This window comes from Dapis brunnea BLCC-M229 (assembly GCF_050015995.1).
Lineage (GTDB): Bacteria > Cyanobacteriota > Cyanobacteriia > Cyanobacteriales > Microcoleaceae > Trichodesmium.
In genome coordinates this window covers 15,186-31,353 of sequence record NZ_JBNHEP010000208.1, presented here as the reverse complement: position 1 = coordinate 31,353, position 16,168 = coordinate 15,186, and the positions used below count along the sequence as shown (strand labels likewise).

Sequence of the window (16,168 nt, the reverse complement as noted above, 5' to 3'; positions counted from 1 at the left end):
TAGACATCGCTATAAAATTTTATCAGAGTTAGGTAAAGGTGGTTTTGGTACTACTTACTTAGCTACCGATCTAGACCTTCCTAATAATCCTCAATGTGTAGTTAAACACCTGGCTCCTTCTGACCCACGACCAAAAGTTTTTCAAATTGCTAAAACTTTATTTGATAAGGAAGCAAGAACATTACAACATCTGGGAGAACATAATCAAATCCCCAAATTACTAGCTTACTTTGAAGAGGAAAAACAATTTTATTTGGTACAAGAGTTTGTTAACGGTTATGACTTAACAAAAGAGATTTATTCTGGAAAAAAGTTTAGTGAAAATGAGGTAGTCAAACTATTAATTGAAATTTTGGAAGTTTTAAAATATGTGCATCAGCAAAATGTAATTCATCGTGACTTAAAACCTCAGAATATTATGCGGAGAGAATCTGATAACAAAATAGTTTTAATCGATTTTGGAGCTGTCAAAGAAATTACAGGATTAACCGTAACAACAGAAGGTCATACAATTACTACTATAGCTGTGGGAACTCCTGGATATATGCCTAGCGAACAAGCAGCAGGTAAACCTAAATTTTGTAGCGATATTTATGCTGTGGGAATGATAGGTATTGAAGCATTAACTGGAATTAAAGCTAGTAAATTACCACAAGATAAATCTACAGGTGAAATTATCTGGAAAAACCAAGTTGATGTGAGTGAAAATTTGGGTAGAATTTTAGATAAAATGGTTGCCGATTATTGGAGGCATCGTTATCAAAATATTGATGAAGTGATAAATGAATTAATAAATATTGACAATAAACCTCTTTGGGTATTAAGATTTAACAACTTTTTTAGCAGGATTTCAAGTGAATTATCTGAGCAGTTTAATAATAATGTAAATAATCAATCACAGTCTTCCACATCACAACAAGCAACAGCTTTAATATTTAAGAATGTTGACTATACTAAATTGCATGATTTATTAGCAGAAAAAAAGTGGAAACAGGCAAATTGGGAAACAAATATAATTATACAAAAAGCCACGAAAATAAAATGGCTAGTAAAATTTTTTGGAGTATTTGGCTGTGGATTAAATTCCCAGAACATGAAACAAATTTCTTGTACTGACTTGCAAACTATTGACCAACTTTGGCAACAATACAGTAATGGTAAATTTGGATTTAGCGTACAAAAGCAAATTTACTTGGATACCGGAAATAATCCCTTAGAATTTACAAAAGAAACTTATAAAGAATTTGCTGAGAAAATTGGATGGAAACTGAAGCGAAATAAGGGACTTATGGGTGGATGGTTATTATATTGTAATTTAATCTTTAAAAACAAAGCTCCTAGAGGGCATCTCCCGGTCTTAATAACTTCAAAAATCGGATTTTGGTCTGTATTTTGTGGACTAGCATTTTGTTCTAGTATAGTCGGTCTATTTAGCATTTATAGTTATTTAGTTTTAAATTTGTATTACATCTATGGTGGTTTAATTAATAATTTGTTTTTGATTTTAAAGGCGCAGCACAAATATGGTGCTTTGATTGGTCGTGGAATTTTTGTTATTTTAGTATTTATTATCTTTTTTGCTATTTTGTTATTTTTGATTTGGGTTAGCAGAATAATTAGGCTTAACTATTTAATAAGAAGGCGTTGGTATTTGTCGAATTCTCATTCATATTTTTGCTTTCTTTCACAGAGACTTGATGAATGTAATATAGAAGCGTTTAAGTCATCTACATAAAAAAATTAAGAGTTAATCTGTTTCATTATTTTAGTTAAAATTGTAAAATACAAATCCAAGAGAAAAAACTCACAAAATTAAAATCAAAAAACTATGGAGAACCTCATAATTAATAACTTACCTGATGGATAAATTAACGGCAATAATTCAACTGATATGTAAATTATATTATATGAAATGCAATAAACTATGCTCTAATTATCCCCCCTTACTCCCTTAAAAAGAGGGGGAATATATAGCAATAATTTTAGTATTTCATATTACTACTCTAGCTTACAGCGCTTTTCATATGAGTGAACCACATCGTCATAACCGAAACCCTGTAAGGGCAAATGCCATTTGCTGTGGTCTAGCAAACTGAAAATTGCTGTATTTACCGAATAATTAATAATTAATAATTATTAATTAAATAATTCAGGTTAAAAGCCTCCCCTTTCAATGGGAAAAAAGTGCTAGGATATTTCCTTATATTCAATTCCCGTACGGTTTTAACCAGAGGTAATTATCCATTATCCATTATCCATTATCCATTAATGAATAATCCCTTACTCCTGACTTCTGGCTGCTGAGTCGTAATAATATAAAATTGATATAATATTATGTTCGGTTAAATAGTTATTATAATTACAGTTCGTAGTATAGCTCTCAGCCCTATCTACAGTTCGGGCTGAGAGCTATACTACAAACCATATACTTTATTATAAGTGATTATCCGAACATGATATAACTTAATAAAAAAAATAATGACTAGCAAAACACTTAGACACCGCTATAAAATTTTATCAGAGTTAGGCAAAGGTGGTTTTGGCACCACTTATTTAGCTACCGATCTAGACCTTCCTAATCATCCTCAATGTGTTGTTAAACAACTAGCTCCATCAGACCCCCGACCGCAAGTGTTTCAAGTTGCTAAAACTTTATTTCAAAAAGAAGCAATTACATTACAACGTCTGGGAGAACACAATCAAATTCCCAGATTATTTGCCTACTTTGAAGAGGGCGGACAATTTTATCTCGTTCAGGAATTTATTCAAGGTAACGATCTAACAAAGGAGGTTTATACAGGGCAAAAAATTACTGAACAAAAAGGAATTCAACTATTAACTGAAATCTTAGAAGTTTTAAAGTATGTACATCAACAAAATGTAATTCATCGTGACTTAAAACCTCAGAATATTATGCGGAGAAAATCTGATGAAAAAATAGTTTTAATTGACTTTGGAGCAGTCAAAGAAATTAAAGGATTAACGGTAACCAGTGGAGGTCATACAACCAACACAATAGCAGTAGGAACTCCCGGATATATGCCTGGGGAACAAGCAGCAGGTCAACCGAGATTGTGTAGTGATATTTATGCTGTGGGGATGATGACTATTGAAGCATTAACTGGAATGCAGGCAAGTCGATTAGCTAAAGACCCATCCACTGGTGAACTTATCTGGAAAAACCAAGTTAATGTGAGTGAAAAATTGGGTAGAGTTCTAGATAAAATGGTTGCCGATTATTGGAGACATCGTTATCAAACTATTGATGAAATAATTGTAGAATTAAATAATAATAATAATAATATTGTCGAATTAAATAATAATAATTATGTGAATAACCAATCACAACAAGAAACAGTTTTAATACATAAAAATCAGGTTAATAATCAACAACCTACTATTCCTCCTTCTGCTTCACCGTCATTTACCCCACAACCTTCATCAACTCCTCTCCGCAGTTGGGTTAAAATAGGTTTAGGTATTGCTGGCGGTGCTATTCTTGCTGGTATTATTATTATTCCTAATATTCTTAGGCAAAAAGAAACATTTTCACCATCACCTACCCTCAACGCTCAAGACCGGGAAACATTTTCACCACCACCTACTCTCAATGAACGAGATAAAGAAGTTGCAATTAAACCTTCTCCAACTTTATTACCTTCACCAACCCGCAATACTCTCTCTTCCGCCACAAATATTTCTGAAATTCACACCCTCACTGGTCATAATGACTGGGTTCGTTCTGTTGCCATCAGTCCAGATGGAGAGACTATCGTTAGTAGTAGCTATGACAAAACCATCAAAGTCTGGGATTTGGTAACTGGTAGTCTCAAGGGGACTCTCTCTGGTAATAGCGATCGCTTTTTATCCGTAACCATCGCTCCCAACGGAAAAACTATTGTTAGTGGTAGTGCTGATGGCACGATTCAGGTTTGGGATTTAGTAACAGGAAGTCTCAAAACTACTCTGAATGGTCATAGCAACGATGTTTATTCTGTTGCTATTACTCCCGACGGAAAAACTATTGTTAGTGGTAGCGCTGATGGCACTATTAAGGTCTGGGATTTAGCAACGGGTAGTGTCAAAGCTACTCTCACTGGTCATAGTAACGCTGTTTATTCTGTTGCTATTACTCCCGACGGCAAAACTATTGTTAGTGGTAGTGGTGATGGCACTATTCAGGTTTGGGATTTAGTAACGGGTAGTGTCAAAGCTACTCTCACTGGTCATAACGACCAAGTTTTTTCTGTTGCCATCAGCTCAAATGGAGAAACTGTTGTTAGTGGTAGCGCTGATGGCACCATTAAGATTTGGGATTTGGTAGGGGGTAGTCTGAAACAGACCCTGACTGGTCATAGCAAGGAGGTTTGGTCTGTTGCCATTAGTCCAGATGGGAAAACTATTGTTAGTGGTAGCGAAGACAAGACTATCAAAATCTGGGATTTGGCAACAGGAAGTCTCAAAGCTACTCTCAATGGTCATACATGGGTTGTTACTTCTGTAGTTATCAGTGCCGATGGGCAAAATATCATTAGCGGTAGCGATGATAAAACTATTAAAGTCTGGGGTGAATTACCCGCAGACTACTCTAAACTAGACATCTCCATAAAAGAGGGAACAGGGAACAGGGAACAGGGAACAGGGAACAGGGGGGAGTAATTGATAATTTATGGATAAGAATTGATTTGATTTTTCATTTTTGGAGAAGTCTACTAGAAAACCTCCTTGCACAAGGAAAGTGGAAAGAAGCAGATCGGGAAACAGAAAATATTATGCTTCAAGTTGCCAACCGGAAATCAGAAGGATGGTTAGACTCTGTTTCAATCTCTACATTTCCTTGTTCAGACCTCAAGAAAATAGACCAACTTTGGGTAGAAAATTCTAATGGATATTTTGGTTTCAGCGTACAAAAACTAATCTATTTACCAACAGGAAATAAGCCAAGAAATTTTCAAGAAGAACCCTATAAACTTTTTAGCAAAACTGTTGGATGGTATCAAAATGATAACTGGTTAAAATATGATGAGCTAGGCTTTGATTTTCCAGAAAATTCACCAAAAGGTCATCTTCCCGCCCCCCATCGTGAAAGAACAAGTGCTGCACTTGCTCCATACCATTATCTGATGGATCAACTAATAAAATGTAATTTGTAATGCAAATTTCCTATAGTTAATCTACATTATAGCCAGATTAATGAGTGATTAAGAGAATGAATGCACAAGCAAAGATTAAGACAGCTAGAATCCTTAATATTCGGTATGTTCGGTGGGTTAAGCCGGATAGTTAAGAGTTTGGTGAATCAGCTGCAAAATTTTAGGTGTGTCGCTCCAGTAGTATAATTTTTAATTTTAGTATAAACTCTGATTGGTATTAAAATGTCCGAACCTTTCCTTCTACTGCTATAACCTTCGCACACCTCCACAAATAAGACCCACACTACCCTTGACAACCAGGAGGTATTTCACTGTAATAAGCACTACACAGGGGTTCGACATCACCTCTGTATAAACTACGAAGAATCCCGCGGTGTTGCCTAAGGACACCGTCGGGATTCTGTCAACTCTCTTTGATTACAAAGCTTGAGTAGTTTGTTCTACTCAAACCTCGAAGCCAACTGCTGAAACATCTAAAGGAGAAAGATCGGGAATCAGCGGTTCACTATCCCAGGTATAAGTGTGAATAGGTACAGCCTCCAAAGCGTTAATATTCTCGGTTACAGTGCCGTATGTCTTCTGGACATTAAAGCTAGTGTCCCAGAGATGCCCACCGTGATATAAGAAGCTACTAGCACCAGTCGATTGATTGTAAACAAAAATCTCACCTCCATCTAAACCTAACTCTGGGATGGAGTCAATACTGAAAACAATTTGTTTTCCGGATACCATCATGGCATCTACATTAACGTAGCCCAATATTTTCCTCGGGTCAATCTGAGTAACATTTGCAACAGCTTTGGCAATTTCTTCTCGGCTGAATATAACGTTATTGCTTTGATCGAAAACTGCTCCAGAGACAACATTATTGGTGAGAGGATCAAATGTAACATCACCGTACACAGAGTAATAAGTGGCATCCGAGAAGTTGTTTGGGCCCCATACTTCTAGACCATCCACATCGTGAACCCCCTGATCTATCCCTGGTCCTGGTTGATCGATCTGATTTTTAGTAGCCCAGATACCACCAACTTGTACTTGCGGCAGTTCATATCTTATTTGGTCCTCATAGGTAGTTGAAAACAGCATTGCAACCCTGTCTCCAACCAGAGAATTAAAATAAGCATCACCAGAGTTTGCCATAGCATCTACTTGACCACCAGTGGGATAATCTACCCCATCACTTGTCAGGCCATTCCCTGCCCACAATAATGTCTGTCCTGGATCAGGTAATCCATTTGTATCCTTATCTGCATTATCAGAATACTCTTTCCCATTCACTTGTTTTACAGACCAAGGTCTGGGAACTGGAATCCAAGGCTTGATAAAGGATTCAGCATCTGTGCTTTCTAAGGATTTAGCATCTGTGCTTTCTAAAGTTGCAAGAGCTTCCTGATTAATCTCAAGAAGTGCTTTATTTTCAATATTTGCGTTATCGAACTTTGTTATTTCTTCCATGATGTATTTTTTTCCTTCAAAGTGTGACTTGATTTTTGCACTCACAACTAAGTTGATAGTACAGAAATTTGATAACAGACAAAAAATGTTACAAAAATTAACATTGTCTCTCGACTACTGCTACTATGTGAAAGCCAAAAGCATTGATTGGTAATACTTTCAGTCTTTATTGGTTTAGGTATTAGTTTCGGTGTTATTTTTACTTCTATCATTATTCCTAATATTAAAGAAATGGTAGTTAATACTTCTCCAACAAAGCCCAAATCATACCCAAAATCAGCAACGCCATATTTCGGTGCGTTACGCTTTGCTAACGCACCCTACTGGACTGACACAGCTAATTTTGTCCATTATTTGGAGCGGGGGATGGGGCGGGTTCATCTAATTAAATGTTGAGTCTCATTAAGTTAACTAGAACCCACCCCTACTATTGCAATATTTTAGTTGTATCACTCTACTACAATAACTTTTTACTTTTGACTTAAATAATGAATTTACCAATTATTTATCATCCTAATTATGTTGCACCAATGCCATCTGGTCATCGCTTTCCTATGGCAAAATTCAAACTACTTTATGAAATGTTATTGGCAGATGAAGTGACAAATAAATCCCATTTTTTTACCCCACAACTCCCTCCTTTAGAATGGATAGAATTAGTACATCATCGTGACTATATAGAAGGATATTGTAACGGCACTTTAGACCCAAAAGTACAAAGACGCATTGGTTTACCTTGGAGTCAACCATTAGCAAATCGAACTTGCATTGCTGTGGGTGGTGCAATATTAACAGCACAGTTAGCACTCAAATATGGTGTAGCTTGCAATACTGCTGGTGGCACTCATCATGCGTTTCCCAGTTATGGGTCTGGGTTTTGTATTTTTAATGATTTAGCGATCGCTGCTCGTGTGATTCAAAAATTAGGATTAGCTAAAAAAATTCTAATAGTAGATTTAGATGTGCATCAAGGAGACGGAACTGCTTGGATATTTCAAAATGATGAGACGGTGTTTACATTTTCGATGCACTGTGGTATAAATTTTCCCAGTAGAAAACAAATTAGCGACTTAGATGTACCTTTGCCAGAAGGAATGGATGACGATCGCTATTTGCAGACATTAGCGCAATATTTACCAGATTTGCTGTCAGAAGTCAAGCCAGATTTGGTTTTGTATGATGCGGGAGTTGATACCCATATCCATGATGCTTTGGGAAAATTAGCTTTGACAAATACAGGAATATTTCGGCGGGAGATGCAAGTATTGAGTACCTGTGTAGGAGCAGGTTATCCCGTCGCTTGCGTTATTGGAGGTGGGTATACAAAGGATATGAATTCACTGGTTTACACTCATTCATTATTGCATCGTGCTGCGAGAGATGTGTTTCAGCAGTATCGAATTTGATGGGGAGATGGGGAGATGGGGAGATGGGGAGATGGGGAGATGGGGAGATGGGGGGATGGCAATCAAATAAGGCAGTATTACTATTTAGAAATGTTATAAGTAGCACAATTTTCTGTATTTCATAACCTAAAGCTAATAGACATCTCCAACAATAAAAAATCAAATCAATTCTTATGGATAAATTATCAATTATTTCTCCCTGTTCCCAGTTAAGTGTTCCCTGTTCCCTCTTTTCTGGAGATGTCTAATTTTTACTTGTAAGTGCTATACGCAAGTCAGAAGTCAGATAAGTGCGTTATAATTAGGGCTTGCTGATTAAATATCAAAGCACTGACAGATATTGCTTTGAGCCTTTTTTGGTCGAAAAAAGTGCGCCTGTTTCGGTCCAAAAAGCTCATGCATGCTAGTATTTTGGGATGATTATGGCAGAAAAATCTTGGGACAATTTTTACGACTACCTCCTCTATAATCTCCATTTCTCCAGTCTCGTGTCTCCTGTCTCCTGTCTCCTACCCCTACCAAAAGACTTTCCATAAGCAAACCCTAATTAAGCCTTTGTTTGTAGTTGGGCTTTAGCCCAGACATATAAGGGGCTAAAGCCCAACTACGAGCATGATTATAAGTGTTTTACCAAACTATTATACTCTAAAATAATCAAGCAACGCCTGAGTTGTTTCCTCTGGCGCTTCTTCCGGCACAAAATGACCGCATTCCAAAGCTTGACCGCGCACATCTATCGCCCTTTCTCGCCAGGTTTCTAACACGTCATAACATTTTTCCATCACTCCCAACCCTCCCCATAAGACCAATAACGGACATTGTATTTTTCTGTCAATATCTGCTTCATCATGGTCTAAGTCAATAGAAGCAGCAGCGCGGTAGTCTTCACAAGTGGCATGAATACTGGCGGGGTCACTAAAACAACGAACGTATTCTGCTATGGCAGTCTCAGTGAAACCTGCTTGGTTAGCACTCCACTGTTTTAGTTTGCTCTGCAAATAAAAAGCAGGGTCGGAACCGATGAGACGTTCCGGAATATTGTTAGGTTCGAGGAGAAAAAACCAGTGGGAGTAAGCAGTGGCGAGTTGTTGGTTGACAGTTTGAAAAATTTTTCTCGTGGGTACAATGTCTAGCACTGCTGCTTTTTCGACACACTCGGGGCGATCGAGTAAGAGGCGATGGAGAACTCTACCGCCACGATCGTGACCTGCTGCTAAGAATTTTGGAAAACCCAGAGCTGCCATTACTTCTACTTGGTCTTGGGCGGTGACTCGTTTAGAATATGTGAGATGTTGGGGGTCGGAGGGTGGTTTGTCGCTGTCGCCGTAACCGCGCAAGTCTGTACAAATGACGGTGAAATGTTGCGCGAGGGTGGGGGCGACTTTGTGCCACATAATGTGGGTTTGAGGATAGCCGTGTAATAGTAGTAGTGGAGGTCCGTCTCCGCCTTTGGCTAAATTAATGGTGACATTGGAAGTGGAGATTTTCTGATAGGTAAATTGTTCAAACATGAGAATTTAGTCGGGTGAATAAATAGTAATTTTTCTATATTAATAGTAATTGAAAATTCAGCTTATTTATACCAATTTCTTGTATACTCTATACTATATATTATAATATTAAATCCGTTGACTTCGGAGTAACATAATTCTGTCGATCGTCATACAATGTGTAGGGGCGAATGGCCATTCGCCCCTACAATACCGATGCTACCGGATTTGATATAACACCAAACAATTTATGGTAAAATGAGTCAATTATTAGAGTCATTTCGTGAAGCTTATAGAAATCTGGAACTTCTACCACTGCTGACAGAAACAGCACTGAAAAAGTTTTGGGTTGAATATGGTACTGAAACTATCGAAGAGTTGGAACAACTGGTGGAGGATAGTCCTTCTGGAGATAGTAAAATAATTTTTGCTGGTCATCGGGGGTGTGGTAAATCTACTCTTTTAGCAAAATTTTGTCGGAAGATGGCAGATAAATATTTTGTGGTGTTTTTCTCTATTTCTGACTCTATAGAAATGTCCGATGTTAATCATATTAATATTCTGTTCGCGATCGCTGTTCGGTTAATGGAGGAAGCAGAAAAGCAAGAGGTAAAAATTAAATCTTCTACAAAAGACCAATTTTATAAATGGTTTGCCAAGCGTACTAGAACAGAAACTGAAGAATTTAAGGCTGAAACTTCGGCGGGTTTTGACTTATTTAAAATTATTACTGGGAAGTTAAAAGCTGATGCGACTATTAGAGAGGAAATTAAACAAGAATTTCTCCGAAAAATCTCTGATTTAATTGCCAGAATTAATGAAATTGCTGCTGTAGTTCAGAATGCTTCTCAAAAAGAAATTTTAGTTGTTATTGATGATTTGGATAAAATTGACCTGGGTGTAGTGCGACAGATTTATGAAGAACATATAAAAGCATTATTTCAACCCAACTTTAGAATTATTTTTACTATTCCTATTTCAGTTTTACGGGAAGTCCGAATGGCAGCAACTTTAACCACAGAAACTAATAATCAAATTGTGACAATGCCAGTTTCTAAGTTGTTTAAACAGGGAGAACGTTACCTAACTAATTCTGAGCCAATACCAGAAGCGATAGCCATGTTAACTGATGTAATTGATAAACGAATTTCTAGAGAATTAATTGAGCCGGAAACTGTCAATAAAATTATTATTTATAGTGGTGGAGTCTTGCGGGAGTTAGTCAGAATAACTAATGAATGTTGTCGGATTTGTCTGCGGTTAATTCGGCGCAAACCAGATGATTTAGAAATAAAAATTAATGCTGAAGTGCTACAGGAAGCTATTACTAATATTAGTATTGATTTTGATACTAGAATCGGCAGTGCGGACTATGAAATTTTAAAGCAAACTTATCTATACTTTACACCAAATGACCCCAAAGAACAACGATTTTTAGATTTATTGCATGGGTTATATGTGCTGGAATATCGCAATGGTGAACTTTGGTATGATATTCACCCTATTGTGACAGAAATTTTGCAAAGGAAAAGGAAATTATAGGTGAATTGAGAATTGAGAATTGAGAATTTAGAAGTAAATGTAGTAGCGTGTCTAGGCTAAAATTGTGGGTAAAACCTAACCCCCCAACCCCCTTCCCTACAAGGGAAGGGGTCGGGGGAGAGGTCTTCCGGGTTGCTGAAACTGACCCACATTTTCGCTAGACGCGCTAGTAGGTTGGGTAGAATGATAGTGATACCCAACAGACCCCTTATTGTTGTTGGGTATTTATTGTTGTTGGGTTTTGATACCTCAACCCAACCTACACTTTTATTTAATAAATAAATATGACAGAATTACTAGATAAAATTAAAAATCAGAACAATTATGACGATCTAATTGTTTCTATTGAGGCGAGTTACCGCACCTTAAATATTCTGATTGCTGTCTGTGATAATAGTGAATATCGAGAAAAAATAATTCAAAAATATGAAAGAGAATTATCCCCTAATATTCCTTGCTATCGAGTTGAGTTAGCAAAGGGAGAACCGAGTCTGAGGGCGGCGATCGCTTCGGTGGTGGATACTGATGAATATTTGCAGGCAGGAAAGCAAGCTGTTATTACTGTCACGGGTGTGGATGGATTGCGTTTTTTGACTTTTGATGGAGAAAAATCGGAACAGGAAAAGTTTTTCGGTTATTTACAGTGGACGCGGGAAGCTTTGCGACAATTTCCCTTTTCTATTGTGCTCTGGGTGACGTTTCAAATGGAACGAAATCTGAGTAAAAAAGCGCCAGATTTTTGGGCATGGCGAAAGGGTGTATTTCGGTTTATTTCTTTTCAGAAAAAAGCTCTTCCTAGGGAGGATGTTGATTTTTTGCGTCCGGTTTTGGGTGAAAGATTGGATGAGGTAGATGAGGATGACCCTCATTTTTTGCCAATGGCAGATTTGCAGGAGTTGATTGAGAAAATTGAGCAGGAAAAGGGAGAGCAAGATGTTAGTTTGGTGACTTTGTATGGGAGTTTGGGAAAGATTTTTGCTCGACGGGTGGAACGTGGGGAATATGAAGGTTATCAGCAGGAGAAAGAAGTAGCAATTAAATATTTTCAGAAAGCAATAGGTTTGCAGCAAGAGTGGGGTTTGCAGGAAGATTTAGCAAGCAACCTAAATTATTTAGCACTATTATATAAATCTCAAGGGAGATACGAGGCAGCCGAACCTTTGTACCAACAAGCCATAGAAATCGACAAAATAGCCCTACCCGAAAATCATCCATCCCTTGCCACCTACCTCAACAACTTAGCAGGATTATATAAATCTCAAGGGAAATACAAAGCAGCAGAACCATTGTACAAACAAGCCATCGAAATCGACAAAATCGCCCTACCTGAAAATCATCCCTCTCTTGCCATCAACCTCAACAACCTAGCAGAATTATATCGTCTTCAAGATAAATACGATGAAGCAGAACCATTGTACAAACAAGCCATCGAAATATATAAGGATTCCCTATCACCGAATACAACTCCCTTCAATAATTTAGCACTTTTATACTATTATCAAGGGCGTTACAGTGAGGCGGAACCTTTGTATTTGCAAGTTATTGAAATTGATCAACGCTCCTTACCTCCAGACCATCCCTATTTAGCAATTGATCTAAACAATTTAGCACTTTTATACCGTGACCAAGGGCGCTACGATGAGGCGGAACCTTTATATTTGCAGGCTATAGAAATAGATAAACGTTCCCTACCACCAAACCATCCTGATTTAGCATCTCACATCCATTGTTTAGCAGGTTTATATTATAAACAAGGGCGTTACAGTGAGGCGGAACCTTTGTATTTGCAAGTTATTGAAATAGATAAACATTCCCTGCCACCAAACCATCCTGATTTAGCAACGGACTTCAATAGTTTAGCAAATTTATACTGTGACCAAGGGCGTTATAGTGAAGCGGAACCTTTGTATATAGAAGCACTAGATATTCGCGAAAGGAGATTAGGTGTCGAACATCCTAAAACGATTAAGACGCGGGAAAATCTCGAACGTTGTCGGCAACAACAAAAGAGCTAGACAGGGGCTAGACACAGATTTTGCCACAGATGCACGGATGATGTCTAATGATTAATCTGTAGAGCTAGAGAGGGATTTGGCCACGGATGTACAGATGATAGAAACTGTTAACCGGTAATTGATATAAAATCCGGATAATTAGTATATCCAAGTCATTGCGACTGGAACGGAGTGGAAGGAAGCAATCTCAGGGATGCGCGGAGATTGCTTCCTATCGTCGCAATGACGACTATTCTACCGGATTGATTCTATATGAAAAGGAGTGATTGACTGCCCAGTATGTTAATATAAATAACATTAAATTATCAATCTAAAGTAAAAACAATATATATGTCAATTACAATTAATTTAACCCCAGAATTAGAAGCACGACTCCGAGAAAAAGCAACTCAACAAGGACAGGATATTTCCCTAGTTGTTACGGAATTACTTGCCAGAGTTTTAGAGTGGGAAACTACGGAAGTTAAAAGTCAAAATTCCAAAGTTAAAGGTAAGATTTTATAGATTCAAAACGATGATTTTAAAAAATGTCTATTTCCTTCTGTTGGGTTTCGTTCCTCAACCCAACCTACAAAAATATAAGTGAATTTTAATCCGATAAAAATATGTCTTTTAGTAATTACAAAAGTATTGGTGCAGTTCTCCAAGAATTTCAGATTACCTATAGGGAAGTTGATTTTATTGTTGAGGCAAAATTTAACATTCCTGAATATTTCAAAAATGACATACAAATAGTCATGCGGGAAGGAATAGTCGATAATTCAGAATTTGCTATCTGTGAAAATTTGATTTATCCAGTCTTAAAAGAAATCTGGAAATCTTATTGTAGTAAATTGACTTTGTGGAGTCATCAATCTCTGATTTACAATGATAAATTATCTGGATTTCCTGAATATATCCTAGCTAAACGTTCCCCTCTAGGAAAAGTTATCTTTGACAAACCTTATCTACTTTTAGTCGAGGCAAAACAAGATAAATTTGATGAAGGATGGGGACAATGTTTAGCGGAAATGGTAACTGCTCAAAAATTGAATAACAATCCAGAATTGGTAGTTTTTGGCATTGTTTCAAATGGCAAAATTTGGCAATTTGGTAAATTAACAGCAGATAGCTTTACTAAAAATATTACTTTTTACAGTTTTCAAAATTTAGAGCAATTATTTGCTGTAGTTAATTACATTTTTGTACAATGTGAATTACAGCTAGACGCTCAAGCAGTTGTTTAATTTTTTGGTGTTGTGCAATCTATGTCCTAATATTAAATTCGGTTAAATACTGATTATATAGTTCGGAGAGATGGGGAGATAGTTAGATATTTAGGGCGGGTTTATTTGATCTGATGATTAAACTCGTTAATTTAAACTAGAACCCGCCCCTACTATTGCAAAATTTTAGATGTGTTGCTACACTACATTTTTTATATTGTCTTATTATATAATTGTTGTTATTATACTGAATTTTACAAAAATTATGGAAGAGATATTTAACAATTTATTATCCCATAAAAACGTCAAAATTAACAAAATAATTTCACCTCCGAATTTTGTCAGTGAAGAGTTTATCCAAGACGAAGATGAATGGGTGACATTACTGCAAGGTTCCGCTGTATTAGAAATTAATCAAAGGGCAACAAAATTAGTCAAAGATAGCCATATTTTTATCCCGGCAAAAACTCCACATAAAATCATATCGACCGATGCAAATATAGAAACAATTTGGCTAGCAATTCATATTTATTAATATTCCTGTAGTAGTTCGTCTTGCTCTGTTTTGTGGATAAGTTTGAGCATAATAGAAGACCTCTCCCCTGACCCCTCTCCTTGTAGGAGAGGGGAAAATATTTCTCCCCCTTCCCTGCTAGGGAAGGGGGTTGGGGGGTTAGGTTTTTTTAAGCTAGACAAGTTACTACCGAAATTAACTTACTTAATCAACGGACTACCATGATGATGAATCAAATACCAATTTCCCCCCATCCGCTCAAAAATATTTGTTGCCATAGACTGAGCTTTTATTCTTCTACCTCCATTCACTTGCATTAAATTTTCCACCAAAATAACATAACCAATATCTCCATTAATTTCCGCCCTAATAATATCAAGATCGATTTCAATATAATCAGTATTTTGAAAGATTAAATCCCACGAACTACGAATCTTATCAAAACCACGAATTGCATCACGACCTGGATGGATACAAACAGTGCCAATACCTTTGGACAAAATGCCATCCAAAGCTACAATGTCCCGTTTCTCAAAAGCTCGATAAAATGCTTGATTTGCTGCTAAAATTGCTTGGTTTTCTTCACTCATATAATTTTTGACTTTAGATAGACAATAATTGTTATTATTTAGGATAAAATAATGTGTGGTAAATTCAATCAAATTATTTCTCCGATAGACTATGGAAACAACAGAAAAAAAATCTTCTAACATATTTCAGAAAATGTTTAACATTACCATCCTTTTATTGGTAGTAGTTGCCATTGTTGTCGGAATAAATATTGCCACTTCTGGCAAACTGACTTTATTTGCAGGCACCAGACCCGATAATCTTGGTGTATATTCTGGACGACTTGCACCTTGCCCCAGTAGTCCAAATTGTGTCAGTAGTTACAGTCAAGATGCACAACATGGTATTGCTTCCCTGGGTTATGACTCTGAACCGGAAATGGCGATCGCTAACCTCAAACAAATAATTGAATCAATACCTCGTACTAATATTGTTAAGGAAGAGCAAAATTATTTGTATGCTGAGTTTACCAGTAAAATTATGGGGTATGTGGATGATGTGGAATTTTATGTAGATGAAGAAGCTAATGCTATTCAAGTACGTTCCGCTTCCCGTTTAGGAGAAAGTGATTTAGGTGTTAACCGGGAACGAGTCGAAACTATTAGGGAAAAACTGAACGAACTCAAAACCAATACTTAGGAAACATTCAAATTTAGTAGTGGTGTGTCTAGTGTCGCTACGCGGAAGTTAAAAGCGAGTGCGTAATTCTGAGGTCTCCTCAGAATGTAAGATGCACTCAATACAGTCAAAAGTATTGGTTAGTAAGGATTTTAGGATTTTGTAACTAGTCAGTTACTTCCGCCATTCTGCACTAA

14 protein-coding genes are annotated in these 16,168 nt (G+C 36.9%); 11 read left to right on the top strand and 3 right to left on the bottom strand.

Annotation, left to right across the window (positions count from 1 at the left end; translation table 11 throughout):
• The 3 genes from ACP6PM_RS23315 to ACP6PM_RS23305 all read left to right on the top strand — a co-directional run.
• The coding region (locus ACP6PM_RS23315) for a protein kinase domain-containing protein (protein WP_426588854.1) at positions 1-1,735 on the top strand (1,735 nt) is incomplete at its 5' end.
• A 743-nt stretch (positions 1,736-2,478) separates the two neighbouring features.
• Positions 2,479-4,659 (top strand): protein kinase domain-containing protein, encoded by a 2,181-nt coding sequence (locus tag ACP6PM_RS23310; protein WP_426588852.1) that lies wholly within the window; start codon positions 2,479-2,481, stop codon positions 4,657-4,659.
• A 26-nt stretch (positions 4,660-4,685) separates the two neighbouring features.
• On the top strand, positions 4,686-5,153 hold the full coding sequence (locus ACP6PM_RS23305; RefSeq protein ID WP_426588850.1) for a GUN4 domain-containing protein: 468 nt from the start codon (positions 4,686-4,688) through the stop codon (positions 5,151-5,153).
• Positions 5,154-5,597: 444 nt separating this feature from the next.
• Here the strand turns inward: ACP6PM_RS23305 and ACP6PM_RS23300 are convergent, their stop codons facing one another.
• Entirely contained in the window at positions 5,598-6,656 is a 1,059-nt protein-coding gene (locus ACP6PM_RS23300) for a hypothetical protein (protein ID WP_426588848.1), read from the bottom strand.
• A 102-nt stretch (positions 6,657-6,758) separates the two neighbouring features.
• Between ACP6PM_RS23300 and ACP6PM_RS23295 the strand changes: the two genes are divergently transcribed.
• Positions 6,759-7,007 (top strand): hypothetical protein, encoded by a 249-nt coding sequence (locus ACP6PM_RS23295; protein WP_426588846.1) that lies wholly within the window; start codon positions 6,759-6,761, stop codon positions 7,005-7,007.
• 92 nt (positions 7,008-7,099) lie between these two features.
• Entirely contained in the window at positions 7,100-8,017 is a 918-nt protein-coding gene (locus ACP6PM_RS23290) for a histone deacetylase family protein (RefSeq protein ID WP_426588844.1), read from the top strand.
• A 638-nt stretch (positions 8,018-8,655) separates the two neighbouring features.
• On the opposite strand, the gene ACP6PM_RS23285 is transcribed toward ACP6PM_RS23290, so the two are convergent.
• Positions 8,656-9,528, bottom strand: a complete 873-nt coding sequence (locus ACP6PM_RS23285) for an alpha/beta fold hydrolase (RefSeq protein WP_426588842.1) — start codon at positions 9,526-9,528, stop codon at positions 8,656-8,658.
• A 237-nt stretch (positions 9,529-9,765) separates the two neighbouring features.
• Here ACP6PM_RS23285 and ACP6PM_RS23280 point away from each other — a divergent pair, with 237 nt between their 5' ends.
• From ACP6PM_RS23280 to ACP6PM_RS23260, 5 genes are all read left to right on the top strand, one after another.
• Entirely contained in the window at positions 9,766-11,049 is a 1,284-nt protein-coding gene (locus tag ACP6PM_RS23280; RefSeq protein ID WP_426588840.1) for a P-loop NTPase fold protein, read from the top strand.
• Positions 11,050-11,333: 284 nt separating this feature from the next.
• A complete protein-coding gene (locus ACP6PM_RS23275; RefSeq protein ID WP_426588838.1) occupies positions 11,334-13,064 on the top strand; it encodes a tetratricopeptide repeat protein in 1,731 nt (576 codons plus the stop codon).
• Between the two features lie 330 nt (positions 13,065-13,394).
• Complete coding sequence (locus ACP6PM_RS23270; protein WP_426588836.1) at positions 13,395-13,568, top strand: hypothetical protein; 174 nt, start codon at positions 13,395-13,397, stop codon at positions 13,566-13,568.
• 101 nt (positions 13,569-13,669) lie between these two features.
• Entirely contained in the window at positions 13,670-14,290 is a 621-nt protein-coding gene (locus ACP6PM_RS23265; RefSeq protein ID WP_426588834.1) for a hypothetical protein, read from the top strand.
• Positions 14,291-14,534: 244 nt separating this feature from the next.
• Complete coding sequence (locus ACP6PM_RS23260) at positions 14,535-14,804, top strand: cupin domain-containing protein (protein WP_426588832.1); 270 nt, start codon at positions 14,535-14,537, stop codon at positions 14,802-14,804.
• A gap of 179 nt (positions 14,805-14,983) precedes the next feature.
• Here the strand turns inward: ACP6PM_RS23260 and ACP6PM_RS23255 are convergent, their stop codons facing one another.
• Complete coding sequence (locus ACP6PM_RS23255; protein WP_426588830.1) at positions 14,984-15,373, bottom strand: nuclear transport factor 2 family protein; 390 nt, start codon at positions 15,371-15,373, stop codon at positions 14,984-14,986.
• Between the two features lie 91 nt (positions 15,374-15,464).
• Here ACP6PM_RS23255 and ACP6PM_RS23250 point away from each other — a divergent pair, with 91 nt between their 5' ends.
• Positions 15,465-15,992: a DUF1499 domain-containing protein gene (locus ACP6PM_RS23250; protein ID WP_426588829.1), complete on the top strand. Its 528-nt coding sequence runs from the start codon at positions 15,465-15,467 to the stop codon at positions 15,990-15,992.
• Positions 15,993-16,168 lie beyond the last annotated feature (176 nt).

What these genes read in the sequence shown, in the direction of transcription:
- ACP6PM_RS23260 (WP_426588832.1), top strand. Translation starts at nt 14,535, where the DNA reads ATGGAAGAGATATTTAACAATTTATTATCCCATAAAAACGTCAAAATT.
- ACP6PM_RS23255 (WP_426588830.1), bottom strand. Translation starts at nt 15,373, where the DNA reads ATGAGTGAAGAAAACCAAGCAATTTTAGCAGCAAATCAAGCATTTTAT.
- ACP6PM_RS23265 (WP_426588834.1), top strand. Translation starts at nt 13,670, where the DNA reads ATGTCTTTTAGTAATTACAAAAGTATTGGTGCAGTTCTCCAAGAATTT.
- ACP6PM_RS23270 (WP_426588836.1), top strand. Translation starts at nt 13,395, where the DNA reads ATGTCAATTACAATTAATTTAACCCCAGAATTAGAAGCACGACTCCGA.
- ACP6PM_RS23275 (WP_426588838.1), top strand. Translation starts at nt 11,334, where the DNA reads ATGACAGAATTACTAGATAAAATTAAAAATCAGAACAATTATGACGAT.
- ACP6PM_RS23310 (WP_426588852.1), top strand. Translation starts at nt 2,479, where the DNA reads ATGACTAGCAAAACACTTAGACACCGCTATAAAATTTTATCAGAGTTA.
- ACP6PM_RS23290 (WP_426588844.1), top strand. Translation starts at nt 7,100, where the DNA reads ATGAATTTACCAATTATTTATCATCCTAATTATGTTGCACCAATGCCA.
- ACP6PM_RS23285 (WP_426588842.1), bottom strand. Translation starts at nt 9,528, where the DNA reads ATGTTTGAACAATTTACCTATCAGAAAATCTCCACTTCCAATGTCACC.
- ACP6PM_RS23280 (WP_426588840.1), top strand. Translation starts at nt 9,766, where the DNA reads ATGAGTCAATTATTAGAGTCATTTCGTGAAGCTTATAGAAATCTGGAA.
- ACP6PM_RS23250 (WP_426588829.1), top strand. Translation starts at nt 15,465, where the DNA reads ATGGAAACAACAGAAAAAAAATCTTCTAACATATTTCAGAAAATGTTT.